The following is a 25289-nucleotide window of genomic DNA, read 5'->3' as shown; positions in this document are numbered from 1 at the left end:
CACACAACGACATTAACTGCTCGATGTCAAAATCCATCGTTGGCATGTCCGGATACTGCCGAGATGTTGGACATGCCGACAGCTCGTGGCCAGGTGTCGACCTGCGCAACCTCGGGCACTTCGCCCTCGTAGTGCTCGAGATCGTTGAGTTTGCGGGCCGTCACCAGCACGCGAGTCTCCATCGATGCGACGGTCTGATTGAACGACTCGACCGCCTTACCGAGTTGGCGGCCAAGACGATCGAGGTGCGCGCCTGCCACGCCGATGCGTCCGTACAGTTCCCGGCCGAGCTGCTGGATGGTTGCTGCATCGCGTGACAGCGCCTCCTGCCGCCAGGTGTGCGCAATCGTCCGCAGCAGCGCAACAAGGGTCGTCGGCGTTGCAAGGATCACATTGCGAGAAAACGCATACTCGAGCAGATCGGAGTCCGTGGTGAGCGCGGCGTCGAGAAAAGGATCGCCCGGGAGAAACAGAACGACGAACTCCGGAGTGGGGTCGAACAGTTCCCAGTAGGCCTTGTCCGCGAGCTGATCGATGTGGGTCCGCAACTGGCGTGCGTGCCTCGTGAGGTAGGCATCGCGTTGCCGCGGGTCTTCTTCCTGCGCGGCATCGAGGTAGGCGGCAAACGGAACCTTGGCGTCGACGACGATCTGTTTGCCGCCCGCCAGGCGCACCAGCAGGTCAGGCCGAGCTCCCGCACGCGTGACCTGGGTATCGAAATCGCAGTGCCGAACCATTCCCGCAAGCTCGACGACTCGCTCGAGCTGGATCTCGCCCCACCGCCCGCGAATCTGGGGAGCGCGCAGCGCCGTCACCAGCTGGCCCGTCTGCGTCGTCAGCAACTGCGACGCGCGGTGCATTCCCGCCACCTGTTCCCGCAGCCCGGCGTAGGCCTGTGCCCGTGTGCTCTCGATATGTGCAACGTGTTCGTTCAGTGCACCGACCGCTTCGCGGAGTGGTCCGACGATCGCCGTCACCTGGTCGCCGATCGCACCCGAGTGCCGCCGTGCCGAATCCTCGCTGACAGCAGTGAGCGACTGGCGCAGCAACTGTTCGTTGGCGCGCATGGCCGCCAAGCTCGCCTCGGCACGCGCCGCCCGGTCCGACGAGCGAGCGGCGTGCAGCAACCAGCCCAGCGCAGCGCCGATCGCAAACGCTGCCGTGATCCCGAGGAACGTGAATGCGGTCATGGCGCAGATAGTGCACGAAGGGACCGACAACAATCGACAGCAACAATCGACCGGCACCAATCGATCGACGACGCGCCAGCTTCGATCGATGACTCTGTCGGTGCCGTCCCATACGGTCACGGCATGAGGTTGTTGCACACGTCGGATTGGCACATAGGCCGCACCTTTCACGGTGTCGACCTACTCGCCGATCAGGCGCGTGCGCTCGGCGCGATCGCGGACCTCGTGGCCGAGTGCGCTGTCGACGTCGTCGTCGTACCGGGGGATGTGTACGACCGTTCCATTCCGAGTGCCGACGCCATCGTCGTGTGCAACAGGGGCTTCGAGGCGATCCGGGCTGCGGGCGCGGTCATCGTGGCAACGTCGGGGAACCACGACTCACCCGCTCGCCTGGGCGCCGCAGCCAGTTTCGCGGCCGCCGGTGGGTTGCACCTGTTCACGAGCGTCGCGGCGGTCGACCGCCCGGTAGTACTGCCGGACGAGCACGGTTCCGTCGCTTTCTACGGGATTCCCTACCTCGAACCCGAGACCACGCGAGCCGAACTCGGTGTTCCGCAGGCACGTTCGCACTCCGATGTCCTGCACGCCGCGATGGCACGCATCGATGCGGACCGGTCGGCGCGCGCCGATACGCGAAGTGTGGTGCTGGCGCACGCGTTCGTCGTGGGTGGAACCGCGACCGGTTCGGAACGTTCGATCGCGGTAGGCGGAGTCGAGACGGTCTCGCTGAGTGCATTCGGCGGCGTCGACTACGTGGCGCTCGGGCATCTGCATTCGCCGCAGACGCTGGCCGAAGGGGTGCGATATTCGGGCTCGCCACTGCCGTATTCGTTCGGGGAGAGTTCGCACCGAAAGGCAGTGTGGCTGGTCGATATCGGAGCGAACGGGCTCGAGCGTGTCGAGCGCCGGGATCTGCCTGTCGTCCGCGGGCTGAGCCAACTCACCGGGACGGTCGACGAATTGCTGACCGAGCCACGCTATTGCGCTGCCGAGCAGCATTACGTATCGGCAATCCTGACCGACGCCGGGCGCCCTGTCGATGCGATGCGCCGGATCCAGACGCGCTTTCCGCACGCGATTCACGTGGAATGGCAACGGCCGGGCGGTAATCCGGAGCTTCGGTATCGCGAGCGGGTGCACGGCCGCACGGATTCCGACATTGCCCGGCGGTTCCTTGCCGACGTCGCGGCCGAGCCGACCGACCGCGAAGTTGCCTGGGTGGAAAAGGCTCTGGCCGCAGCGTCGCGCGACGAACAGGGCGACGCAGCGGTGCCGGAAGAACTTTGGGAGTTGCCCGCATGAGGCTGCATCGGTTGGAGCTGACCGCGTTCGGGCCGTTCGCCCAGACCGCTGTCGTGGACTTCGACGGTCTCGCGACGGACGGGTTGTTTCTCCTGCACGGCGATACCGGTGCCGGAAAGACGACGGTGCTCGACGCGATCGCGTTCGCGCTGTACGGCACCGTTCCGGGTCCCCGCCGGGAGTGTAAGCGGCTGCACTCGGACCACGCGGCCGCCGACATTGCGCCGCAGGTCGTATTGGAGGCGACAATCGCGGGCCGTAGGTTGCGGCTGTCGCGTAGTCCCGAGCACGAACGGCCCAAGCGGCGCGGACCTGGTGTTCGCACCGAGCAACCGCGGGCGACGCTGACCTGGCTCGACGGCCGGGGACAACACCTGACACGCCTTACTGACATCGGCGACGAGGTCAATCGGTTGCTCGGCATGTCGGCGGACCAGTTCTTTCAGGTGGTCCTCCTGCCGCAGGGCGAGTTCGCGCGCTTCTTGTGCGCGGCAAACGAAGATCGAGAAGCCTTGCTGGAGAGACTGTTCGACACCCATCGCTTCGGCACTGCCGAGCAATGGCTCGCCGATCGGCGCCGAAGCAGCGCCGGCAAACTCGAGCGGCACCGGCACGCGATCGACCGATTGGCAGCTCAGGTGTGTACAGCGTCGGGAGCGGTCGACCCCACCGAGGGCCGGCTGGAATGGGCGCAGGAATTGCTCGCCGACGCGCGAACGGCGAAGGCAGCCGCGACGGTGGAACTCGAGGAACGGCAGACGCGTGCGGATCAGGCGGCGAGCGACCTCGCCGAGGGGCGCCGGGTCGCGGACCTGCAGCGCCGAAAGGCTATCGCTGCCAAGCAGTTCGCCGATTACAGCGCAGACGCCGATGCGCGCGCCGAACTGACCCGTGAACTGGCGGACGCCGCGCGCGCCGAGCCGCTTGCTGCCGCCCGTGCAGAACTGAGCGAGGCAGAAGCGACGGCGAACCGCGCGACTTCTGCATTCGAGGCACTCCGTGAACATTGGCCCTACGAGCACGCGGACCCGGACGCGATCGATTCCTCCATGCGGGAATCGAACGAAGAACTCGGCCGGATGCGCGACCTCGCCGCAGCGGCAGACATGGTCGCCACACTGGACCTCTCCCTGCGGCAAATGACGGACGAACGCGACGAACTGGCAAGTGCAGCAGCTATGTTCGCCCGTGATGTCGCGCACCTACCCGCCGTCCGCCGAACCTGCGAGGAGGACCTGCGCGTTGCCGAGCGGAGTGCCGCGAGGCTACCCACACTCGTTCTCGCGCGTGATGCCGCCGCGGATTCGTATGCCGCCGCGGTGGATTTGCAGGCTAGGACGCGCGAGTTGGTGACGGCGCGGGCGGTGCTTGCGCAGCGTCGGGACGAACATCAGGATGCGCGAGACCGCGTGCTCGACCTGCGCGAACGCAGGCTCGCCGGCATGGCGGCCGAACTGGCGACCGCACTCGCCGACGGTGAGCCGTGCAAGGTTTGCGGCGCCGTCGAGCATCCAGCGCCTGCAGAGTTCGAAGGTTCCGCGGTCACCAAAGCCGACGAAGCTGTCGCACAGGCGGACGAGAAACGGTCGGCCTCGTTGCGAGACGGTGCAGACCAGCAGGTCAAGGTACTCGAAGCCGATCTCCTGGGCCTGACCCATCGTGGCGGTGCCGGCGATCCGGCGGTCCTGGCGGCGAATCTCGAAGCGGCACAGAAGGAACTCGACGACGCGAGTACGTCCGCCGACCGCGTCGCAACACTGGTTGCGCAGCTGGGTTCGGTGACCGAGCAACAGCGTGTGATCGACGAATCTTCCCGCACGAACGCACATGCCCGGGCGGTCCTCGACGAGCGAATCGCCGCGACAACCGCCCGTGCCGACGAATTGCGGGCGCGGATTCGAACGGCAATCGGTGCCGATCGCTCGGTGGAGTCGCGCCGCGCTCGTATCGAGAAACTGGTCGGCCTCGGCGCGCGATTACGGGATGCCGGGGCAACGGTCAGGGCGGCAACGACAGCGGTTTCCGCGAGGAGGACCAAGCTCGAAAGCCTTTCCCTCGATGCGGGTTTCGATACGGTGGCGGACGGACTTGCCGTAGTACGGCCGCGCGCGAGGAAAACGCAGATCGAGCTACAGCTGGCAACCGCTCGTGAACGCTGGGCGCACGCGAACGCTGTTCTCGCCGACCCGGACATCAGCGCAATCGACGGCCTCGATCCCGTCGACCTCCCAGCCCTGGAAAGTGCGCGTGCGAGCACCGCGCGGGAACTCGCAACCGCGATCGCGCGACACACCAAAGCCGTGGACCGCGCGGAACAACTCGAGGACCTCACCGCCCAGCTGTGGGCGGCGACCGATCGCCTGGCCCCCGCCGAGGCGGCGCACATGGAGCTGGACCGCATCGCCGACATCGTCGCCGGGCGCGGACAGAATTCGCGCCGAATGTCTTTGCGCTCCTACGTATTGGCGGCCCGGCTCGAAGAAGTCGCCGTCGCCGCGTCGCGCCAACTGCGCCGGATGTCGGGCGGTCGTTACGAATTCGTGCACAGCGATGCATCGGGACCACGCGGGAGACGTGGTGGTCTCGGGCTCGAGATCCGTGACGATTACACCGGGTCGATCAGGCCCGCAAAAACTCTCTCGGGTGGCGAGTCCTTCACTGCTTCATTGGCTCTTGCCCTCGGATTGGCAGACGTCGTCGCCGCGGAATCGGGTGGGCTCGTGCTCGACACCATGTTCATCGACGAAGGTTTCGGCGGCCTGGACAACGACACGCTCGACTCCGTGATGGGCGTTCTGGACGAGCTTCGGGCCGGTGGCCGGGTCGTGGGGATCGTAAGCCATGTCGAAGACATCCGGCAGCGAATACCGAACCGGCTGCACGTTATTCGGGAGCGGACGGGCTCTCGTCTGGAGGTGAAGTTGGCGGGGTAGCTTCCTCGACCGCTTCTTTTACCTCGGCTTTCGACGGCTCCGTGGTTGCAGCGTCGATTTGCTCGCCGACGTAGCGGATGGTGACGGCCATGACGGCGGCGGCCGGGACCGCGAGGAATGCGCCGATGATGCCGTAGAGCGAACCACCGGCCGTGACAGCGAGCAGAACCAGCACGGGATGGAGGTTCATGCTGCGGCTCTGCAGAATCGGTTGCAGCACATTTCCTTCGAGCTGCTGGACCACGAGGATGATGATCAGCACGATGATTGCCGTGGTGAGCCCGTTGCCGACCAGGGCAACGAGGACCGCGAGCGTGCCGGCCACCAGCGCGCCGACAATCGGGATGAAGCCACCGATGAAGGTGATCACGGTCAGCACAAGAGCAAGCGGGACGCCGAGAATGATCAGACCGAGTCCGATCAGCACAGCGTCGATCATGCTGACCAGTGCTTGCGTTCGGATGAATCCGCCCAGCGTGGTCCAGATGCGAACGAGGATCTGCTCGAAGTGCCTGCCAGATCGTGGCCCCGAAACCGTATGGAGCCAGGGCAGAAAGCGTGGGCCGTCCTTCACGAAGAAGAACGCGAGGAACAGCACGAGCACGAACGTCACGATCGCCGATGTCGCGGCGCTGACACCGGTGAAGACGCCGGACGCGATCTGATCCGCGCTGGACTGCAGGCGGCCGACGATTGCTTGAACTGCTGAATCGAGTTGCTCGTCACGGACGTTCAGTGGCGGCCCGTGTAGCCATTCCCGAACCTTGTTGACACCTTCGGTTGCCTGATCGGCGAGTTTCGGTGACTGATCGACGACGGAGGGGACGATCAGCGCGATGATGCCCGCGACGATCCCTACAAAGGTGAGCAAGCTGATCGTTGCGGCCAGGCCCGGTTTGAGGCCGCGCTTCGTCATCGCGCGCGTCGGTGGCCACAGCACGGTTGCGATGACAATCGCCAGCAGGATCGGCAACACGACCACCCACAGCTTGGCGGTGAGATAGCCGATCACCCAGGCGCCGGCTGCAATCGCGACGATGCACAGCGACCACTTGGCAAGCCAGAGGACCCCGTGGCCGATCACCTGGCCACGATCGCGTGCACTCTCGTCCGTCGTCCCGCTTCGGTCGGTCACGAATACCAGCCTAACGGCGCGAATCGCCCTACGATCGCAACGTGGCTATCTGGGTTATGACGTTGATCGTTCTGGGCGCGGGAGGCCTCGGGGGTGCGGTCGCCGCGCTGTTGTCGGAGGACAAGGATTACCTCCTGCCGACGCGCGCGGTGGGCGCTACCGGCACGGTCTATCGCCCGGGCTGGGTGGGCTTGATAGTCACCGGCGCGGTCGGTGCGTGGTTGGCATGGGGCCTGTACGGACCGGTCGCGAGTGCATCCGTGTCGGACTCCGGTGACTACGCACTGACGATGAGTACGATTTGCGGCGCGGTGCTCGTCGGCACTGGTGGGTCGAAGTGGATGTCGAGTCAGATCGACAAGCGACTCCTGCAACAGGCCGCAGGGACAGCGGCTTTGGCGAATTCCGCGACGACGACCCAGGCGCAGACGATCGCGACGGGGTCGCCGATGGAAGCTCTCGGCACGGCTCGCACGATGATCGGCATAGTCGACCCGCCGATGAAGCAGCCGCGTCCGGTGACTCAGCCGACTCCGCCGCCCGCCTGACGCGCGGCTTCGTGGTCGAGCAGCCACTGCTTCACCGGTAGCCCCCAGCGGAATCCGCCGAGCGCGCCGCCGATTCGGACGACCCGATGACACGGCACGAAGAGGGCCGCGGCATTTCGTGCGCACGCGCTGGCCGCTGCGCGAGTTGCTGCCGGCCTACCCGCGAGTTCGGCGAGACCCGTGTAGGTGACAGGCTCGCCCGCGGGGACCGCTCGCAGAACCTTCCACGCGTGGGTCAAGAACTCGCCCGAATGTTGTTCGACTACAACGGAATCGATCGCACTCAGATCGCCCTCGTGATAGGCGTCGACAACGCGGGTCAACTCGCCGAGTTCCTTCCGGGCAGTGAGGTCGGCAGGCCGCAGTGTCGGATGAATCAGGTGCCGCAGGTCTTCGGGGTCCGCCGTCCAGCCGGAGGCGAGTACTGTTGCCGCTGCCGTCGCGATCGTGGTGAAGGGTCCGATCGGTGTGTCTTGTGTTGCGTAGTACGTCATCTTGCTTTCCTTCTGTTGAGAGCAACGCGCCATAGGTGCATCGAGAGGTAGGACCGCCAGGGCTTCCAGCGGTCGGATTCGGCGAGGTCGATACCGAGGACCGCAGCGCCCTGGCGCACGACGAGGTCCTTCGACAACAAGATGTCGGGATCGGCGAGTAGCCGCATCGTCACGTAATCGGCGGTCCACGGTCCGATACCGGGAAGAGCGAGCAGGTCGGCGCGAACCTCGTGCGCGGCTCTCCCGCAATGCAAGTCGAGCCTGCCCGACGCAAGCGCTTCGGCAGCGCCGACGATCGAATCGATCCGGCGGGCGGGTCCGGTGAGGACCTCACGTCCGCGCACGGCGATCGCCTCCGCGGTCGGGAACAAGCGCGTGACCGTCGACTGGTCGATCGGTTCGCCGAGCGCATCCACGAGTCGTGCGGTATGGGTCGACGCTGCGGCCAGGGAGATCTGCTGGCCGATCATCGTGCGCAGCAGCAATTCTGCGCCGTCGACGTTGCCGGGAACGCGAATACCCGCGGTCTTCGAGACGGCTTCGGCAAGTCGACTGTCGGCAGCGAGCGCCTCGTCGACGGCGGCTGGGTCCGCGTCGAGATCGAGCAGGTGTCGCAGCCGGGCGACCGCAGGTGCGAGGTCGCGCATGTCGCTCAGCGACAGTTCGGCACGCGCGAACCCCGGCAGCAATCGAATCGAAGCTGTGGCGTGGCCGTGCGGTAGCCGGAGGCTGCGCGTGTAGGTCCCGTCGGCCCAGCTCTCGACACCGGGAACTGCGTGCGCCGACAGAAACCATTCGAACCACGTCGCGTCGAGCGGCGCGCGGTAGGGGAGCCGCAGTGACACGGTTCCGGTGACCACGGGGACGTCCGGCTTGCGCTCGGACTCTTCGCGCATCCGTGTCGGCGTCACCGCGAACACTGCGCGGATCGTGTCGTTGAACTGCCGGATGCTCGCGAACCCGGCCGCAAAGGCAATGTCCGACATCGGCATTCGTGTGGTTTGAATCAGCAGTCGGGCGGTGTGGGCGCGGTGCGCGCGGGCAAGCGCGAGTGGTCCGGCGCCGAGTTCGGCGGTCAGCACCCGGGTGAGTTGGCGAGTCGAGTAGCCGACGGCAGCGCCGAGTGCTTCGACGCCACCACGTTCGACGACGCCGTCGGAGATGAGCCGCATGGAGCGCGCGGCCAGATCGGAGCGGATGTTCCATTGCGGTGACCCCGGTGCGGCGTCGGGTAGACAACGCCGGCACGCGCGGAATCCGGAGTGCTGCGCCGCCGCGGCTGTCGGCATGAAGACGACGTTGCCAGGCTTCGGCGTGATTGCGGGACACGATGGACGGCAATAGATTCCGGTGGTGCGCACCGCGGTGAAGAACTGTCCGTCGAAGCGGGAGTCCTTGGACGACACCGCGCGGTAGCACCTATCGAAATCGAGGTGCATCGGTGCGGTCGCTGTGGTCATGAATCTCACTGTGCCAGCGCTGCACCCCGCGGCGCTAGCGGAAATCGGCCATCACCCTGTGCGCGGTTAACAGCAGCGCGACCGCGGATTCAGCTCAGCGTCGGCGTGCCGGGAACGCCAGTACTCACGCTCGCAGGCGATCGGCTCGCCAGGGTGCCGGGCTTGCATGTACGTCACGTAGCGGGAGTAGTCGCGGTCACCCATCACCGACGTGAACCACCAAGCGAACGAGCGTGCAGCTGTCTTGACACTCATGTCAATGCACCGCCCTCACGTGCGCGGCTCCGGGTGCCCGGACCTTGCCCGCCTCGATCAGCGCATCCCATTCCTTCTGCACCTCACGCTCGGCGGCGGTGGGGATGAAGCCCGTGGGCGCGAATATCTTCGACGGTTCTTCAGGCGATTCCGTCGTCTGCGATCCGCCTGCTCGAATTGCCTTGTAGCAGACGTACGCACCTGCCAGCGCAACGACGAGGGTCAGCGTCGCGAACACGATCGACAGCGTGCCCTGGATGAACGTGTTGCGAACGATGGCTGCGACGTCCTCGGGCGTCTTGGCCGTCAGGCAGGTCTTGCCTGCGTCCTGTGCGGCCTGGCAGATGCTGTGCTGCTTCCAGTACCCGACCTTCGGGTCGGCCGAGAAGATCTTCTGCCACGACGCCGTCATGGTGACGATGAGGTCCCACACCAGCGGGATGCCGGGGATCCAGGCCCACTTCAGAAGGCCCTTCTTCACGACGATCGTCGTGATGACGGTCAGCGCGATCGCGGCCAGCAACTGGTTCGCGATACCGAACAGCGGGAAGAGGGTGTTGATGCCGCCGAGCGGATCTGTGACGCCCATCAGCAGGATCGAGCCCCAGCCGGCGACCACGACCAGCGAGCAGATCCACGCACCCACACGCCACGACGGATCTTTGAACCGTGCGACGGGTCCGCCGAAGTTGCCGAGCGAGTCGGAAAGCATGAAGCGTGCGACTCGTGTTCCGGCGTCGATCGTCGTGAGGATGAACAGCGCCTCGAACATGATCGCGAAGTGGTACCAGAAGGCTTTGAGACTTGCGCCGCCGAGGAAGCCGTGCAGCACCTCGGAGATTCCGATCGCGAGTGTCGGCGCACCACCGGTCCGCGAAATCACGGACTCCTCGCCGACGTCCTTGGCGTACTGCGTCAGCTCGTCCGGAGTGATCGGTGTTCCGCCGAGACCCAGCCCGTTGACGTAGGTCGCAGCCTTGTCGGCCGTACCGCCTGTTGCGGCCGACGGTGAGTTGAGCGCGAAATACAGGTGCTGGTCGAGAATGCACGCGGTGATCAGCGCCATCACCGCAACGAAGGACTCCATCAACATGCCGCCGTACCCGATCATCCGGGCGTGCGACTCCTTCTCGAGCAGCTTCGGGGTCGTGCCCGAGGCGATCAGCGCGTGGAAGCCGGACAGTGCGCCGCATGCGATCGTGATGAACAGGAACGGGAACAGCGAGCCTGCGAACGCCGGTCCGTTGCCCGCGGTAGCGAACTTCGAGACCGCCGGGGCCTGAATGACCGGCATCGTGATCAGGATGCCGACTGCGAGAAGGCCGATCGTGCCGATCTTCATGAACGTCGACAGGTAATCGCGAGGCGCGAGCAGCAGCCACACCGGAAGGATCGAGGCAGCGAATCCGTAGCCGACGAGCAGCCACGCGATCGTCACCTTCGACAGCGTGAACCAGTCCTCGCCCCAACCGGTTTCGGCAACCCAGCCGCCCGAGATGATGGCAAGCAGCAACAGTCCGAAGCCGATGAACGAAATTTCGGAGACCTTGCCCGGCCGCAGGTAGCGCAGGTAGACGCCCATGAACAGTGCGATCGGGATCGTCATCGAGATGGAGAAGACGCCCCACGGGCTCTCGGCCAGTGCGTTGACGACGACCAGCGCGAGAACCGCGAGAAGAATGACCATGATGACCAGCACACCGACGATGGCGGCCACACCGCCGACGACGCCGAGTTCTTCACGTGCCATCTGCCCGAGGCTGCGGCCACGCCGCTTCGTCGATGCCCACAGCACCAGGTAGTCCTGGACCGCTCCCGCGAACACGACGCCGATGATGATCCACATCGTTCCGGGCAGGTAGCCCATCTGCGACGCGAGCACCGGCCCGACGAGAGGGCCGGCTCCCGCGATCGCGGCGAAGTGGTGACCGTAGAGCACCCGGCGATCCATCGGCATGTAGTCCTTGCCGTTTTCCAGGATCTCTGCCGGTGTCGCCCGGTCGTCGCGCGGCTGCACGATCTTGTATTCGATGAATCGCGCGTAGAACCGGAACGCGATTATGTACGTACAACCGGCAGCGATGACGAACCACACCGCGTTGATGTTCTCGCCGCGGACGATCGCGATCATCGCCCAGGCGACCGCGCCCGCCAAGGCGATGACGGCGAACACCGCCTTCTTGGTGGGCGTGATCGGCGTCCGGTCGATGATGCCGACCGGTGGCAGGTCCGGATCGGTACGCAGATATTCGATGTTCGCGTCGTTCTCCGGTCGCGGCTCGGTCGTGACGGCCATCGCCCCTCCTTGTTGGAGCTACTCCTGAGTGGATGCGGGAGTCACTCTAAGTCTGAACCTGTTCGGCCCGCACGCAACACAATGGATGCAACACAAGGAATCTGTAATCTTTGCGGGTCAGCCGACTCGCTCGAGCACTGCCGAGGCGCCGATTCCGCCCGCGGCGCAGATGCCGAGCAGCGCCGTTTCCTTACCGGTGCGGTGCAACTCGTTCGCCATCGTCGTCACCATGCGCGCGCCGGTCGCACCGAACGGGTGACCCAGCGATACCGAGCCGCCGTGCACGTTCAACTTGTCGATGTCGACCGCGCCGACCGCCTCGTCGCGGTCCAGACGCGTCTTCGCCCACTCGTGGCTCGACAGGGCTGCAAGTACTGAAAGAGTCTGTGCCGCAAAGGCTTCGTGAATGTCGACGAGGTCGACGTCGGCAAGCGTGAGCCCAGCTTTGTCGAGCGCGCGCGGCATCGAGATCGCGGGCCCGATCAGAACCTGGTCGGCAGGGTCGACGCTGACGTAGCTCCACGACCGGAACGCAGCGAGCGGTGTGAAGCCGAGCGCGAGCGCTTTCTCTTCGCTCATGAGCAGTACCGCGGACGCTCCGTCGGTCAGCGGGCTCGCGTTGCCGGCCGTGACTGTGCCGTTCTCGGCGAATACGGGCCGCAACGTCGCCAACTTTTCGACGCTCGTGTTCCCGCGGACCAATCCGTCCTTGCTGATTCGCTTTCCGCCGGGCGCGTCTACAGCGACGACCTCGTCGTCGAATCGTCCCGACGCGATTGCCGCCGCCGCGCGGTGATGCGAGCGGGCTGCGAACTCGTCCTGGTCCGCGCGCGTGACGCCCCAGATCTTCGCCATCTTCTCGGCAGACTCACCCATCACTTCGCCGGTCGTCCGCTCGGCGATCTTCGGCTGCCGGGGCAGGAGGTCGACGAACGGTGCGAGCTGGCGTGCGGCCGTCAGGTAGTCCTTCGCCTTCGGTTTGCCGAGTGCGATCGGCGCCATCGCATGCACGACCTTCTGCGGCAGCTTGATCTCGGCGTTGCTGGTCGAGTCGCTGCCGCCGGCAATCATCACGTCGTACTCACCGCGTTCGATCGCCGCCGCCGCGGTCGTCACGGCCTGCAACCCGGACGCGCAGGCACGGGTGACGGTGTGGCCTTCGACGCCGAAGGGCAGCTTCAGGTCGAGCGCGACCTCGCGGGCGATGTTGGGTGCACCGCTCGGCAGCACGACGCCGCCCCAGACGATGGCCTCGATCTCGGCCGGCGAAATACCCGTGCGCTCGAGCAAACCGCGCGTCGCCGCTCCTGCCAATGCGATGGTGTCGAGCCGGGTGAAATCGGTGAAGGCCCGCAGGAAAGGTGTTCGGGCGCCCGAGACGATCACGGCGCGACGGCGGTTGCTGGCTGCGTTGGTCATGCGATCCTCGATCAGTCTTGAATACGGGTGTAGTCAGTGGCGATCGTAGCGCACACGGTAAGCCGCGATGAGTTCGTCCAGTGCGGGGTACCCACATCGCAGTACGATCGGCAGGGGCCGTCCAGTCGACGTGCTGGTCCGACGATGCTGCTGGCAGATGGAGGTCCACCTGTGGAACTTATGGATCCGTTGGACGCGATGTTCCTTATCGCTGAGTCGCGAGAGCATCCGATGCACGTGGGTGCCTTGTTGTTGCTGGAACCGCCGGAGGGCGCCGATCCCGACTATGCGCATCAGGTCTACAAACGCATGATCGCGACGGACGACATCCACCCGACCTTCCTGAAACGACCTGCGGCGCCGTTGGGGAATGTCGGCTCGCTTGCGTGGGTGCAGGACGACGAGATCGACTGGGAGTACCACGTTCGGCGCGTCGCGATGCCGTCCCCGGGCCGCATTCGCGAGCTGTTGGCAGTCGTGTCGCGTTGGCACGGAACGCTTCTCGACCGCCACCGCCCGCTGTGGGAGTGTCACATCATCGAAGGGCTCGCCGACGGTCGCGTGGCGATCTACTTCAAAGTCCACCACGCACTCGTCGACGGTGTGAGTGCCCTGCGACTGTTCAAACGCAGACTCTCGACCGATCCCAACGCCGACGACTGTGTGGCGCCGTGGCAGAGCCTGCCGAACGCGAAGAAGCGGCCGCGCCCGCCGAAGCAAGAGCGTGACCTCCAGTCGATTCTGCGGACCGGCGGCAAGGTCGTCACCGATCTCGCCGGTCTGGTGCCGGATTCGGTTCGCATGCTGCGACGTGCCTACGGCGACACCGACCTCGAACCGCCGTTCGCTGCGCCGAAGACGATGTTCAACGTGCCGATCGGCGGGGCGCGCCGGTTCGCCGCGCAGTCATGGGATATCGATCGTGTCATCGCGGTCCGCAAAGCTGCGGAGGTGAGCGTGAACGACGTAGTCGTGGCAATGTGTTCGGGCGCGCTTCGCAGCTACCTTCTCGAGCACAATGCGCTACCCGATGCGTCGTTGTCGGCCATGGTTCCGATTTCGACCCGAACGGCCGACAACGAGGATGCCGCAGGTAATGCCGTCGGCGCGATCATTTGCAAACTCGGCACCGACCAAGCCGACGCGCGGGACCGGTTGGAAGTCGTGCATGCATCTATGAGCGGCGGCAAGGAATTGTTCGGTTCGGTCAGCTCGCTTGCGGGCCTTGCCTATTCGGGGACCGCCGCAGCGCCACTGCTCGCCGCACGCGTGCCCGGCGTGCTGACGTTCATGCGGCAGTCGTTCAACGTCATCATCTCGAACGTGCCCGGACCCCGCGAGCAGATGTACTGGAACGGCGCTCGACTCGACGGCCTGTATCCGGTTTCGGTCGTCACCGAAGGTCAGGCACTCAACATCACGTTGACCAACACCGCGGGGACCCTCGATTTCGGTGTCATCGGCGACCGGCGCAGCATCCCGCATCTGCAGCACATCCTGACCCATCTCGAGACCGGCCTGGCCGATCTCGAGAAGGCCTACCTCTGAGTGGTCAACTCGGCGCGAAGCTGGAAGAAGCGGAACAGTCCCGGCCGGCCCACGACCGCTTCGTAGCGGTCGACGACGGCATCGACGAAGTCGGTGACGTCCGGGCCGAGCCGCGCGGTCCAGTCGGCGAACCCGACCGTGCACCACTCCGCGAACGCTTCGCGAGAACCGAAGTCCCACTCGCGGTCGACGACCTCCGAATCGGTGACCACCAAGCCCGCCTCGGCTGCGATGGCCGGTAGTGAATCAGGTTGTATGTGGATGAACGGTGGCGCGAAGTCGGCAAATGTGGCGATCCATCGAGGATCGTTCGTCACGTACATCGCCACCTGCTCGACGCTCGGCCGATCGCCAGCGCACACGAACTGGACCAGGACGCGACCACCGGGCACGAGCGCGTCCGCGATGTTCCGGTACGCCGTCTCTTGCTCATGCACCCAGTGCAGGGCGTTGAAGGACACGGCGAGGTCGAATTCCTGCGCGAAGGTCATCGTCGTGACGTCACCGACCCGAAACGTCACGTTTGACTGTTCGTTTGCCTGGACGGCCGTATCGATCATTCGCGGCGACGGATCTACTCCGAGTACCGACCCCTGCGGCAGCCGATCGGCAATCAGGCGCGTGACGTAACCGTCGCCGCAGCCGATGTCGAGGACTCGCTCGTCACCCCGAACACTGACGGCCGCAAGCGAATACTCCGCCATCGTGCGCTGCAGTGCGCTGATGTGGGCATATCCTGCCCCGTCCCAGTCGGCCATGCTTCCTAGTATGCGCGAGGCGGGCACGGCAAGATCGAAGTCATGACAATCGATCCCAGACGCGTCGCCGTCCTCGCATTGCACTGGCAAGTGAACGTGATCGAGCCACTGGGCTTCTTCGGTCCGATGCTTGCCGAGCCTGTCGCAGCGAGCGGTGTGGTCGACCGGGCCGTGCAGTTTCACACCGTGGCGCGCGCGAGCGGAGTGCCCGTCATCTTCACCCGATTCACCGTGCCGGAGGGTGAAGGCGCGTTGGTCCGCAACACCGGTTTCATGCGCGCCGTAGGCGAAGCGCAAGAGTCTTTCCGGCCTGACGCCGCGGGTGCGCAACTGATCGCGCCGATGCGTGAGCAGGCGGACGAGGTCATCGACAATCAGAAGCTTTCGGGCCTCGCGGGGAGCAATGTGGCAGAGCACCTCGCACAGCGCGGTATCGACACACTCTTCCTGACGGGCGTCGCTACCAACCTGACTGTTGAGCAAACGGCCAGGCACGCGACCGAACTGGGCTTGGAGGCCTACACGATCAGCGACTGCGTGGCCGCCGCCGCCGAGGAGATTCACGCAGCGTCGCTCGCGAATCTCGGGCTCGCGACTGCCGGTTGCCTGACCGCCGTCGAGGCGGTCGCGCTGCTCGGATAGGGGAGTGCGGGGCATGAGCCCGTAGAATCCCGATACCGTGAGCCTTACCCTCGGAATCGTCGGACTGCCCAACGTCGGCAAGTCCACCCTGTTCAATGCGCTGACCAACAACGACGTGCTTGCCGCGAACTACCCGTTCGCGACGATCGAGCCCAACGTCGGTGTCGTTCCGCTGCCCGACCCGCGGCTGAACAAGCTCGCCGAGGTGTTCGGATCCGAGAAGATCGTGCCCGCCGTGGTGTCCTTCGTCGACATCGCCGGGATCGTGAAGGGCGCGTCGGAAGGTGCCGGTCTCGGCAACAAGTTCCTCGCGAACATTCGTGAGGCCGATGCGATCTGCCAGGTGGTTCGGGTGTTCGCCGACGACGACGTGGTCCACGTCGACGGTCGTGTCGATCCGGCGTCCGACATCGAGGTGATCGAAACCGAGCTGATGATCGCGGACATGCAGACGCTCGAAAAGGCGATCCCGCGACTGGAAAAAGAAGCCAAGATCAAGAAGGATCGCAAGCCGTTCCTCGACGCCGCGCTTGCCGCGCAGACCGTTCTGAACGAAGGCCGCACGCTCTATTCAGCGCGGGACAAGCTCGACCACGAGCACCTGCGCGAGCTTTCGATGCTGACGTCCAAGCCGTTCCTCTATGTCTTCAACGCCGACGAGTCGATCCTGACGGACGAGGCCAAGGTTGCCGAATTGAAGGCATCGGTCGCGCCTGCGGATTCGGTGTTCCTGGATGCGAAGGTCGAGGCCGAACTGCTCGAACTCGACGCCGAGTCGGCAGCGGAGTTGCTGGAATCGATCGGCCAGCTCGAGCCCGGGCTGCATGCCCTCGCCCGCGCGGGCTTCCACACCCTCGGACTGCAGACCTACCTCACCGCGGGCCCGAAAGAGTCGCGCGCGTGGACGATTCACCAGGGCGACACCGCACCGAAGGCCGCGGGCGTTATCCACACCGACTTCGAAAAGGGCTTCATCAAGGCCGAAATCGTGGCCTTCGACGACCTCGTCGAAGCCGGATCCATGGCCAAAGCCAAAGCTGCCGGCAAGGTGCGCATGGAGGGCAAGGAGTACGTCATGCACGACGGGGACGTCGTGGAATTCCGGTTCAACGTCAGCAAGTAGTCGGTCAGCCCCGGCGGGCGACGTCCTCGCTCAGGATCTTGGGCCAGATTTGTACGTCTTCCGGGGTGTGGGCGACGGTCAGCGTTGCTTGCGGGATCAAGTCAGCAAGAGATTCCGCGGTCGACAGCGGGTGACTCGCGTCGTCGACCCACGCCAAGATTGTCGTCGGCACGTCGATTCGCGCGACGGCGTCGCGCGCGGGCAGGTCGCTGAGTGCGGCTCCGCGGAACAACGACGGCAATAGGGCGTCGGGGACGTCGGGCACTGTTTCGGGCGCACCGACCGTTGCGGGCGGCGGTATTGCTCCGCCCGCGGTGGCGAGAAACGCGTCCACGCCGTCGGATTCGATGAGAGCCGCGGCAAGTCGGTAGTTCGTCGCTTGTGCGGCCCGCGTCTCCCACACGGTGGGCGGGACCATCAGCGTCAGCCCGGTAAACCGGTCCGGCTCGCGGGCAGCGGCGTGCAAGAGCGTCGCGGTACCCATCGACGGACCGACGCCGTGGACCCGTTCGCCCGGGAACCAGCGATCGAGCAGTCGCAGGAGGTCGTCGGCGAGGTTCTGCCACTGGTAGTCCTCGGGGACCTTCCGTCCCGTCGACCGACCGTGGCCGCGTGCGTCGTACCGCAGCAGTCGAGTTCCGCTGAGCCCACGACCGAGGTCGAGGTTGAGGACCCGATCGCGTGCTCGGCTCGACGTGAGGCCGTGCAGTTGCACGACCGGATGTCCGCCTTCGTCGCTCAGACTGACCGCGAGTTCGGCTCCGGGAACCTCGAAAGTCGGCATCAGGCTCCTTGTTTCGATGGAGCAATCAGGTTAACCGGGGCGCTAGGGTACTGCCATGCGGCTGACCAACGTCACGCACCTGCGCCTGCCGTTCGGGCGACTTTGGGGTTACGACGTCACTGCGTCGGTCCTGGACCGGCGACTAGCGGTGTCCTTCGACCAGCGAGCCCACGTGGGTGCGGGCGAGCGGCCCGGTTCCTGGATGGCGTTGTCCTTCCGCCTGCCCCAATCCATTCGGCGTGAGTCGCTTGCTGATGCCTGGCTGGCTGTGATCGCCCGGCACGGCACGCTGCGAACGGCGTTCCTGGTCGGCGCGGATGGCGAACCGGAACTCCGCGAACTCGACGTCGGTCCGGGAGCGTGGGTCGAGCATCGGATAGCTCCTGGGCAAGCCGTCAACGACGCGGTGCGGGACGTTCTGGATGCCGCGTGTGCGCCACACCAGCAACCCTCACACCGACTGTGCGTACTGGAGACTGCCGCCGGACTTACGGTGTTGATCGGGGCTGACCACGCCCACGTCGATATGTGGTCGATGCTCGTGATCGCGCGCGATCTGCTTTCCGTGCTGACCGCTGGACGGTCGGGCGGTAAGCCGTTGCCGGGCCGTGTGCCGGCGTTCGTCGAACACACGCAAACGTTGCTGGAACGGCCTGCGGCGCCGGACCACGTGCGCCACCGATGGGCTGACATCATCTCGGACAGCGGCGGCGTGATGCCGCGGTTTCCGCTGTCCCTCGGCGCACCCGAGCCCCAGCGTGAGCGGGTGGAAGTGCGCGATGTGTTCGATCTCGACGACGGTGCCGCGTTTGCTGCGCAGGCCCGTGACGACGGCGTCTCGACGCTCGCACTCGCCGTTGTTGCAATGACTGCGGTGACCCGTGAGTTGGCGGGAACCCCGCTGCGAGCCGTATTTCCCGTGCACAGCCGCTTCGACGACAACTGGCATGACTCGGTCGGCTGGTTCATCACCAACGCGGTCCTCGAGTCGGCGGTTGCAGAACCGCGCGCGGCGGCAGCCGCGGTCAAAGAGGCTGTGCAGCTTGGCTCGTGGCCGCTCGCCGACGTGCTTGCGCCATGGGGCGGTATGCCCGTGGCTCCCGGCATGTTCGCGATCTCCTGGTTGGACCTGCGGAGACTGCCGGTGCGGATCGATTCCGTCGGGCTCGACGCACAATACGTAAGCGCAACCATCCACACCGACGGCGTCATGCTGTGGTTCATTCTCGACGAGTCCGGTCTGCACCTGCGGTGTCGTTATCCCGATACGGATGAGGCGCGAGCCAACGTCGGCGCATGGCTCGACCTGCTGGTCGCTCGTCTGCAGGCACTGGCGCGCTCCTCGGTTCGGGGACTGCTGCGAGTGGGAGGCCGGACCTTCAGGCTGGAACGCGCCAGTCGCGATGACGTCGGGGCAATCGCTGCTCTGCTGTCCGACGACCAGTTCGGCCAGGATCGCGAGAGCGCAGAGCTCGAGCGATACGAGGCTGCCTACGACGTGGTCGCTCGCGACAGTGCCAACTATTTGGGGGTTGTCCGCAACGGTGCCGATCGCGTCGTTGCCACGATGCAATTGACCGTCATTCCAGGACTTTCCCGGGGTGGTTCGGTCCGGTTGCAGGTCGAGGGGCTGCGAGTCGCGGCCGCGGAACGTTCCAAAGGACTCGGCACCGCGATGCTCGAGTGGGCGCACGACTACGGGCGCGCACGTGGGGCACAGCTCGCGCAGGTGACCACGGATGAAGCCCGCGAACGTGCACGCGTCTTCTACACCCGCCTCGGTTATCGCTCCGCCCACGTCGGGCTCAAACGGGGGATATAGGCAGAGCAGTCAGATGTTGCGGAGTTTGCCTTCGTAGGCCATCGGCGTGGGATCCTGAGGCGCAGCCCATCCTCCTCGGTACTGCTGGAAAGGCCCACTGATGGCGACCGTGAAGGCAAACGGAGTCGAGCTCTATTACGAGGAGCGAGGAAGTGGGCCACCCCTTCTCCTGATGCTCGGCACCGGTGCATGTATCGATCTCTGGACTCCGGTAATCGAGAGGCTCGCCCGTTCCTATCGTGTGATCGCCTACGACAGAAGGGGATTCGGCAGTTCGTCCACAGAGCCACGAGCTAGGATCGCCGACCACGCCGTGGACGCGGCCGCGCTGCTCGTTGCGCTCGAGGCATCGCCCGCCGCCGTCGTCGGCTGGAGTGCCGGCGGGGTGATCGCACTGGATCTTGCCGCGACGTTTCCGGAATCTGTTACCGAACTCTTCCTGGCCGAGCCCGCTGTGCACGTGGCGACCCACCCGAGACTCGGGACGCTCATGATGCAAGCCCAGTCCTGGGCCCGGCGATACCTGCGGCGCGACACGGTAGCGGCGGCGCAGACGATGTACCGGTGGGCGAGTAGCCACACGACGGGCGGCAACGCGTACGACCGTTTGCCGCAAGAGTGGCGAGACCAGATGACCGGACACGCCGCGAGCACCGTGCGGGAGATGGATCAGCTGATCCTGCCGTATCCCTCGCGAGCGGCGATTCGCTCGATCACCTGCCCGGTGACGGTGATCGAGGGCGACCTCAGCGACCCGGCATTTCGTGCGATCGATGCGTTCGTCCTACGTCTGCTACCGCGGGCGCGGTTGATATCCCTGGCCGGCGCCGCGCACTTCTTGCACATCGACCAGCCAGACACATGGGTCGACGCGATCGTCTCCGCCTGACCAGTTGAGCGCAGGCGCTCGCAGGTCGAGGGTGGCGTGTTTCCAACCCTCTGCCGACTGTTTGCGCCCGACGCGCTGCCGGATTCTCTAGGTATGTCAGTCAGATATTGGATTTCCGCAGCTGTGGCGGCGATTGCTCCCTTGGCGATGCTCGCTGTTGCGACACCAGCGCAGGCCGCGCCACCGAGTTCCGCGTGCACGCAATACGCCTTCAACGGCGAGTTCCGGGTGCAGGGCTACCCGTCAGGGTGGAGCCCCACCGAATGGGAAGTCACGTTCAGTTCCACGGGCCAATTCCCCAGCGGTCCGGCTCGGGTGAAATTCGCTGACGGCGGCTTCGTCGACGGCACCGTGACCGGCGGAGCGATCAGTGGCCGCCAAGTCGAGTTCACGATCAAGTGGAAGGACAAGCCCAACAATTACTGGCGCTTTCTGGGCTTTGTCGGTGACGACGGCCTCGTCTACCGGGGCGACGAAAGGCGGCAGACCGAAGGCGGCTACGAGGCGCTGTGGTACTCCGAGCGGCCGCTCGACTGCATCGCATCGACCGCCCCGGAGCCGGGGACGACGTTGGATCCCGACGCTCCGATCAGTCCAGCGGACGTGCCGCGATGAACACCCGTTTGGAAAACCTCACGCCCGAAGGGATTTTCGATGTCACTAGCAAGCCGGCTGTGCATGGCCGCGACGGCGTTGGCCGCGTTCTCCGTGCTCGCCGTCACACCGTCCGCGCAGGCCGCGCCACCCAGCGCAAACTGTACCCAGTACGCCTTCGACGGGGAGTTCATCGCCAGAGGCGACGGCATCGACTTCCCCTGGACGGTTACTTTCACCTCGACGGGCCTGGTGCCGGGCGGTTCGGCGCGCGTCAAATTCGACGACGGCGGCATTGTCGACGGGACGATTATCAGTGGCGAGATCAACCGTCACGTCATCAATTTCAGGATCAAGTGGAACAACAAGCCGGACAACGTCTGGGTCTTCTCGGGCATCGTCGGCGACGATGGAATCGTGCGACACGGCACGGAGTTGCTGTCCGGCGCTGCCCCGGCATCCGGTTCGTATTGGGAGTCCCTTCGTCCGCTCAACTGCGTCGCATTTGCGCCGGAGCCAGGAAACTCGACTTTGGATCCCGACGCGCCGATCAGTCCGGCGGATTTGCCTGGCTGACCGTTGCTATTTCGCCCGAGCGGCGAGTGCAGCGTGCGGGCGCGTCGTGTCGGTCGCGGGCCGGTGCAGGCGGTCTGCCTCGGCAAAGCCGGCAACGTGCAACGTCGCCGACATTTCGTCGACCTGCCAGCGGTAGGCGGTAGTCACCTTGTGGGCGAAGGAGCCTTCGCCCTCGAAGAAGCCGACGACCAGCATGCCGCCCTGCGACAGCATCCTGCGGAACTCGGCGAGCACCGCAGATAGTTCGGTCGGTTCGCAGTGAATCAGCGAGTACCAGGCGAGGATTCCCGATACTGATCCGTCGGGAACGTCGAGTGTGCTCATCGATCCGACCTCGTATGTGATCTCGGGCCGATTCGCGCGCGCGTAATCGATGAACGCAGGTACCAGGTCGATGCCGTGGGCAGTGACACCGAGGTCTACCAGGAATGCGGTGAGGTGACCGGGCCCGCAACCGACGTCGAGCACGACCCCACCGCAGCCGCCGAAATTGCGCTCCAGGAACCGGAGGTCGTCGGGATCGACACTGCTCACGTCACCGAACAGCCGAATGTAAAGGTCGGCAATTTCGGTGTAACTGCGTCGGATCGTGGTGTCACCCATCACTCGGATTGTAGGAGAGCGCGGGAATACGAACGGCGCCCGCGCGGTTGGTACCCCTCGGCGCGCTCGAAAATCGTTCGATTTTTAGACGCGGGTCGTGTCGAATTGGGGGCACCGCGTTCGACGTATCTATAAGCGGGTGGTCACAGGGGCTTCCGCAACACCGATTTAGGGGGTCTCATGACTGTCGCTACCGACGTAGTCGAAGTTCCTGACTCAGGCGAATCCAGCCAGGCTGCGACCGGCAAAACGCCGTTGATCATCAAGCTGCTCGTGGGCGCGACGTTCGTCGTGATCCTGAACGAGACGATCATGATCAACGCGATGCCGAGGCTGATGGTCGATTTCGACGTCACGGCTCGCACCGCGCAGTGGCTGTCTTCGGTCTTCATGCTCACGATGGCCGCGGTCATCCCGATCACAGGTTGGTTCCTGCAGCGCGTCACGACCCGCACCGCGTTCACGGTTGCGATGGTGGTGTTCGGCGCGGGTACCTTGCTGGCGGGACTGGCCCCGACGTTCGGAGTGCTCCTGGCCGGCCGCGGAATTCAGGCCGCCGGAACTGCGGTGATGATGCCGCTGCTGATGACCACGTTGATGCAGGTCGTTCCCGAGGCGGACCGCGGACGAGTGATGGGCAACGTCACGCTGGCCATTTCGGTGGCGCCGGCACTCGGCCCCGCGATCTCGGGACTCATCCTGCAACTCGGTTCGTGGCGTTTGATCTTCGCGTTCGTGCTGCCGGTCGCGGCCGGCATGACGGCGTTCGGCTTGCGGCACCTGAAGAACGTGGGGGAGACGAAGGTCGGCCCGGTGTCGTGGCTCAGTGTCGCGTTGGCCGGTTTCGGGTTCGCTGCTCTGGTTTTCGGTCTCAGCGAGATCGGTGCCCGCAGCGGTGGCCAGCTGAGCGCGATCATCGGCATCGGTGTGGTTCTGGTTGCGGCGTTTGTCGCATACCAGCTGCGTCTGCAGTCCTCGGGAAGCCCGCTGATGGATCTTCGTACGCTCAAGCACCGCAACTATGCAGTCACGTTGGTGCTGATGGCGGTCGCGTTCATGGCGTTCCTCGGCTCGATGATCTTGCTCCCGCTCTACCTCCAGGACCTGCGTGGTCTGTCCGCTGTGCAGACCGGTCTGCTGGTCATGCCCGGTGGTATCGCGATGGGCGTGCTCGGTCCGCGCGTGGGCCGTATCTACGACCTGAAGGGCGCGCGGATTCTGGTCATCCCGGGCGCAATCGTCATGAGCTTGGCGCTCGGCGCATTCAGCCAGATCGAGGCGGATACCCCGTACGCGCTGATCCTGGCGGTCCACGTGATCCTGATGGTGAGCCTGGCGGCGATCTTCACGCCGGTCTTCACCCTCGGCCTCGGCGACCTCACACCGGACCTCTACTCGCACGGCAGCTCGCTGCTCGGCACGTTGCAACAGGTCGCGGGCGCGGTCGGTACCGCTGCGCTGGTCGTGATCCTGGAGAACCGGTCCAGCGCGCTGGCGGAGCAAGGTTCCCCGCCTGACGCTGCGTTCGTGGGCGGGCTGCAATGGGCGTTCATCGCCGGCGCGGTCTGCGGTCTGATCGTCGTACTGCTCTCCCTGCTGCTCCCGGCCAAGCGCGAGGGTGCAGCGGTCAGCATGCACTAGGCGAGTGCAGGTCTCGATATAGGCAATACGCACGAAAACCGGCAATGAGTCCGGTTTTCGTGCGTACGCTCGTTTCAGGACGAAGGCGTCCTGTTCGAGCACATTCAGGAGTGGTCCAATGGCTGGTCTCCTCGATATCGACACGGTCTTCACGGCGATCGACAAGATCGGCAAGGTGGGGGAAGTGCGTCTGGACCTCATCAAAAAGAAGTACGAACCAGCCGCTGACTACGGCTTTTTCGGTCCTGGCTCGGTGACCTGGAAAGTGTGGACCTACCCGAGTTCGGCCCTGATGGGCTTCATGCGCGCGGTGACGATCGAGCAGTTGGATCCAAATCTGAACGCGTCCGTCGAAGCCTCCGGCGGCGTTCGCGCGCGCACTCGAACGCGGTACGAACGCACGATGCGGTACTTCGCGCTTGTCGCGAGCGGCGACACCGCGTCGGCAACGAAGGCTGCCGACATTCTCGTGAAGGTCCACTCGAAGGGGATCGGTATAGATCCCGTCACCGGCGGTCGCTACGACTCCAACTCGCCTGAATCCCAACTGTGGATTCATATGACGGCGTGGCACTCGATCCTCTATTGCTATGAGATCTTCGGTCCCGGCAAGCTGTCCGAGGAAGAGGAAACGCAGTATTGGGCGCAGTGTGCCGTGGCAGCGCAGTGCCAGACCATCGATCCCGACGACGTACCACGCAGTCGCGAAGCGGTCATCGAGTTCTTCGAATCGTGGCGACCCCGTCTTGCTGCGTCCGCGCTTGCCCAGTCGATGACGCGAATGATCCTGCACCCCGAGCTGGCGATGCCCCAGGACATGCCCGAGATTACGGCGCCGATCATGAGTCTCATCGGCCGATTCGTCGCTGCGGCAACGATTTCGACGTATCCGCAGTACATGCGCCAGATGTTCGGCATCACGCAGTCGACGGTCGAAGACAAAGTGGTCCAGACGGCGATGCGTGCGCTGATGACAGCGGTGAACAGCAACCTGCATCTCTATGACGCCGTCTGGTCGTGGCTGGTGCCGGGGACCGCGCCGATCATGATGCCGGCGGTCCTGGGAATACCGGCAGTCTCGGAGGTCACGATGACGCCGCGTGAGGCCCAGAAGTTGTACGGCTACGAAATACCACCGTTGGCGCACATGGACCTGCGGCGCAAACAAGCCGAGCGCGTCTTCGGCAGACACGAGGCGCCGAGCGATGAAGGCCTCATCGAGTCGGAGGCATTCTTCGGTGGCATGAAGGGCGTTGCAGCCGGATAGATTCGGCGCG

The 25289-nt window shown here is 65.1% G+C and carries 22 protein-coding genes; 12 read left to right on the top strand and 10 right to left on the bottom strand.

From position 1 onward, the window contains the following. Positions 1-26: 26 nt before the first annotated feature. The gene (locus tag JGU72_RS03590; protein WP_199682346.1) at positions 27-1190 is read right to left on the bottom strand and encodes a DNA recombination protein RmuC; all 1164 of its coding nucleotides are present in this window, start codon (positions 1188-1190) and stop codon (positions 27-29) included. 123 nt (positions 1191-1313) lie between these two features. Between JGU72_RS03590 and JGU72_RS03585 the strand changes: the two genes are divergently transcribed. Together JGU72_RS03585 and JGU72_RS03580 are read left to right on the top strand one after the other, a co-directional pair. Then, positions 1314-2492 carry an exonuclease SbcCD subunit D gene (locus tag JGU72_RS03585; protein WP_199682345.1) on the top strand — a complete coding sequence of 393 codons (1179 nt, stop codon included), beginning with the start codon at positions 1314-1316 and terminating at the stop codon, positions 2490-2492. Further along, positions 2489-5425: an AAA family ATPase gene (locus JGU72_RS03580; RefSeq protein WP_199682344.1), complete on the top strand. Its 2937-nt coding sequence runs from the start codon at positions 2489-2491 to the stop codon at positions 5423-5425. Before JGU72_RS03585 ends, JGU72_RS03580 begins: the two co-directional genes overlap by 4 nt. Here JGU72_RS03580 and JGU72_RS03575 read toward each other — a convergent pair. Then, positions 5376-6560: an AI-2E family transporter gene (locus tag JGU72_RS03575; RefSeq protein WP_199682343.1), complete on the bottom strand. Its 1185-nt coding sequence runs from the start codon at positions 6558-6560 to the stop codon at positions 5376-5378. The genes JGU72_RS03580 and JGU72_RS03575 overlap by 50 nt on opposite strands. Before the next feature lie 41 nt (positions 6561-6601). Between JGU72_RS03575 and JGU72_RS03570 the strand changes: the two genes are divergently transcribed. After that, a complete protein-coding gene (locus JGU72_RS03570; RefSeq protein WP_199682342.1) occupies positions 6602-7108 on the top strand; it encodes a hypothetical protein in 507 nt (168 codons plus the stop codon). Here the strand turns inward: JGU72_RS03570 and JGU72_RS03565 are convergent. The 5 genes from JGU72_RS03565 to JGU72_RS03545 form a co-directional block, all read right to left on the bottom strand. After that, the gene (locus JGU72_RS03565) at positions 7084-7602 is read right to left on the bottom strand and encodes a methylated-DNA--[protein]-cysteine S-methyltransferase (RefSeq protein WP_199682341.1); all 519 of its coding nucleotides are present in this window, start codon (positions 7600-7602) and stop codon (positions 7084-7086) included. The genes JGU72_RS03570 and JGU72_RS03565 overlap by 25 nt on opposite strands. Continuing rightward, a complete protein-coding gene (locus JGU72_RS03560) occupies positions 7599-9041 on the bottom strand; it encodes an AlkA N-terminal domain-containing protein (protein ID WP_199683182.1) in 1443 nt (480 codons plus the stop codon). Before JGU72_RS03560 ends, JGU72_RS03565 begins: the two co-directional genes overlap by 4 nt. Positions 9042-9128: 87 nt before the next feature. Further along, complete coding sequence (locus JGU72_RS03555; protein WP_199682340.1) at positions 9129-9317, bottom strand: YbdD/YjiX family protein; 189 nt, start codon at positions 9315-9317, stop codon at positions 9129-9131. 1 nt (position 9318) lies between these two features. Then, positions 9319-11613, bottom strand: a complete 2295-nt coding sequence (locus JGU72_RS03550; RefSeq protein WP_199682339.1) for a carbon starvation CstA family protein — start codon at positions 11611-11613, stop codon at positions 9319-9321. A 117-nt stretch (positions 11614-11730) separates the two neighbouring features. Then, positions 11731-13032 carry an acetyl-CoA C-acyltransferase gene (locus JGU72_RS03545; RefSeq protein WP_199682338.1) on the bottom strand — a complete coding sequence of 434 codons (1302 nt, stop codon included), beginning with the start codon at positions 13030-13032 and terminating at the stop codon, positions 11731-11733. 171 nt (positions 13033-13203) lie between these two features. Between JGU72_RS03545 and JGU72_RS03540 the strand changes: the two genes are divergently transcribed. Next, the gene (locus JGU72_RS03540; RefSeq protein WP_199682337.1) at positions 13204-14580 is read left to right on the top strand and encodes a WS/DGAT/MGAT family O-acyltransferase; all 1377 of its coding nucleotides are present in this window, start codon (positions 13204-13206) and stop codon (positions 14578-14580) included. Here the strand turns inward: JGU72_RS03540 and JGU72_RS03535 are convergent. Continuing rightward, positions 14571-15338 (bottom strand): class I SAM-dependent methyltransferase, encoded by a 768-nt coding sequence (locus JGU72_RS03535; protein ID WP_199682336.1) that lies wholly within the window; start codon positions 15336-15338, stop codon positions 14571-14573. The two genes, JGU72_RS03540 and JGU72_RS03535, sit on opposite strands and share 10 nt — an antisense overlap. Positions 15339-15380: 42 nt before the next feature. Between JGU72_RS03535 and JGU72_RS03530 the strand changes: the two genes are divergently transcribed. Together JGU72_RS03530 and ychF are read left to right on the top strand one after the other, a co-directional pair. Beyond that, positions 15381-15980, top strand: coding sequence for a cysteine hydrolase family protein (locus JGU72_RS03530; RefSeq protein WP_199682335.1), 600 nt, complete (start codon positions 15381-15383; stop codon positions 15978-15980). Positions 15981-16017: 37 nt separating this feature from the next. Continuing rightward, positions 16018-17103: a redox-regulated ATPase YchF gene (ychF, locus tag JGU72_RS03525; RefSeq protein ID WP_199682334.1), complete on the top strand. Its 1086-nt coding sequence runs from the start codon at positions 16018-16020 to the stop codon at positions 17101-17103. A gap of 4 nt (positions 17104-17107) precedes the next feature. On the opposite strand, the gene JGU72_RS03520 is transcribed toward ychF, so the two are convergent. Beyond that, complete coding sequence (locus tag JGU72_RS03520; RefSeq protein WP_199682333.1) at positions 17108-17887, bottom strand: alpha/beta fold hydrolase; 780 nt, start codon at positions 17885-17887, stop codon at positions 17108-17110. Between the two features lie 55 nt (positions 17888-17942). Here JGU72_RS03520 and JGU72_RS03515 point away from each other — a divergent pair, with 55 nt between their 5' ends. The 4 genes from JGU72_RS03515 (at position 17943) to JGU72_RS03500 (ending at position 21768) form a co-directional block, all read left to right on the top strand. After that, on the top strand, positions 17943-19709 hold the full coding sequence (locus tag JGU72_RS03515; RefSeq protein ID WP_199682332.1) for a GNAT family N-acetyltransferase: 1767 nt from the start codon (positions 17943-17945) through the stop codon (positions 19707-19709). Between the two features lie 100 nt (positions 19710-19809). Beyond that, positions 19810-20598 (top strand): alpha/beta fold hydrolase, encoded by a 789-nt coding sequence (locus JGU72_RS03510; protein ID WP_199682331.1) that lies wholly within the window; start codon positions 19810-19812, stop codon positions 20596-20598. 93 nt (positions 20599-20691) lie between these two features. Further along, positions 20692-21213, top strand: a complete 522-nt coding sequence (locus JGU72_RS03505) for a hypothetical protein (RefSeq protein ID WP_199682330.1) — start codon at positions 20692-20694, stop codon at positions 21211-21213. A gap of 39 nt (positions 21214-21252) precedes the next feature. Beyond that, positions 21253-21768: a hypothetical protein gene (locus tag JGU72_RS03500; RefSeq protein WP_199682329.1), complete on the top strand. Its 516-nt coding sequence runs from the start codon at positions 21253-21255 to the stop codon at positions 21766-21768. 6 nt (positions 21769-21774) lie between these two features. Here the strand turns inward: JGU72_RS03500 and JGU72_RS03495 are convergent, their stop codons facing one another. Continuing rightward, on the bottom strand, positions 21775-22371 hold the full coding sequence (locus JGU72_RS03495) for a class I SAM-dependent methyltransferase (protein WP_199682328.1): 597 nt from the start codon (positions 22369-22371) through the stop codon (positions 21775-21777). Between the two features lie 180 nt (positions 22372-22551). Between JGU72_RS03495 and JGU72_RS03490 the strand changes: the two genes are divergently transcribed. Together JGU72_RS03490 and JGU72_RS03485 are read left to right on the top strand one after the other, a co-directional pair. After that, positions 22552-24012 (top strand): MDR family MFS transporter, encoded by a 1461-nt coding sequence (locus JGU72_RS03490; RefSeq protein ID WP_199682327.1) that lies wholly within the window; start codon positions 22552-22554, stop codon positions 24010-24012. A gap of 118 nt (positions 24013-24130) precedes the next feature. Then, complete coding sequence (locus JGU72_RS03485) at positions 24131-25279, top strand: oxygenase MpaB family protein (protein ID WP_199682326.1); 1149 nt, start codon at positions 24131-24133, stop codon at positions 25277-25279. Positions 25280-25289: the final 10 nt, after the last annotated feature.

Origin of the sequence: Antrihabitans auranticaus (assembly GCF_016481275.1) — a bacterium.
Lineage (GTDB): Bacteria > Actinomycetota > Actinomycetes > Mycobacteriales > Mycobacteriaceae > Antrihabitans.
This window is presented reverse-complemented; position numbering and strand designations above follow the sequence as displayed.

Coding starts and splice junctions, on each gene's coding strand:
- JGU72_RS03535 (WP_199682336.1), bottom strand. CDS start 15,338: ATGGCCGACTGGGACGGGGCAGGATATGCCCACATCAGCGCACTGCAG.
- JGU72_RS03510 (WP_199682331.1), top strand. CDS start 19,810: ATGGCGACCGTGAAGGCAAACGGAGTCGAGCTCTATTACGAGGAGCGA.
- JGU72_RS03555 (WP_199682340.1), bottom strand. CDS start 9,317: ATGAGTGTCAAGACAGCTGCACGCTCGTTCGCTTGGTGGTTCACGTCG.
- JGU72_RS03485 (WP_199682326.1), top strand. CDS start 24,131: ATGGCTGGTCTCCTCGATATCGACACGGTCTTCACGGCGATCGACAAG.
- JGU72_RS03495 (WP_199682328.1), bottom strand. CDS start 22,371: ATGGGTGACACCACGATCCGACGCAGTTACACCGAAATTGCCGACCTT.
- JGU72_RS03530 (WP_199682335.1), top strand. CDS start 15,381: ATGACAATCGATCCCAGACGCGTCGCCGTCCTCGCATTGCACTGGCAA.
- JGU72_RS03520 (WP_199682333.1), bottom strand. CDS start 17,887: ATGCCGACTTTCGAGGTTCCCGGAGCCGAACTCGCGGTCAGTCTGAGC.
- JGU72_RS03560 (WP_199683182.1), bottom strand. CDS start 9,041: ATGCACCTCGATTTCGATAGGTGCTACCGCGCGGTGTCGTCCAAGGAC.
- JGU72_RS03550 (WP_199682339.1), bottom strand. CDS start 11,613: ATGGCCGTCACGACCGAGCCGCGACCGGAGAACGACGCGAACATCGAA.
- JGU72_RS03580 (WP_199682344.1), top strand. CDS start 2,489: ATGAGGCTGCATCGGTTGGAGCTGACCGCGTTCGGGCCGTTCGCCCAG.
- JGU72_RS03545 (WP_199682338.1), bottom strand. CDS start 13,032: ATGACCAACGCAGCCAGCAACCGCCGTCGCGCCGTGATCGTCTCGGGC.
- JGU72_RS03515 (WP_199682332.1), top strand. CDS start 17,943: ATGCGGCTGACCAACGTCACGCACCTGCGCCTGCCGTTCGGGCGACTT.
- JGU72_RS03585 (WP_199682345.1), top strand. CDS start 1,314: ATGAGGTTGTTGCACACGTCGGATTGGCACATAGGCCGCACCTTTCAC.
- JGU72_RS03500 (WP_199682329.1), top strand. CDS start 21,253: ATGTCACTAGCAAGCCGGCTGTGCATGGCCGCGACGGCGTTGGCCGCG.
- JGU72_RS03505 (WP_199682330.1), top strand. CDS start 20,692: ATGTCAGTCAGATATTGGATTTCCGCAGCTGTGGCGGCGATTGCTCCC.
- JGU72_RS03490 (WP_199682327.1), top strand. CDS start 22,552: ATGACTGTCGCTACCGACGTAGTCGAAGTTCCTGACTCAGGCGAATCC.
- JGU72_RS03590 (WP_199682346.1), bottom strand. CDS start 1,190: ATGACCGCATTCACGTTCCTCGGGATCACGGCAGCGTTTGCGATCGGC.
- JGU72_RS03565 (WP_199682341.1), bottom strand. CDS start 7,602: ATGACGTACTACGCAACACAAGACACACCGATCGGACCCTTCACCACG.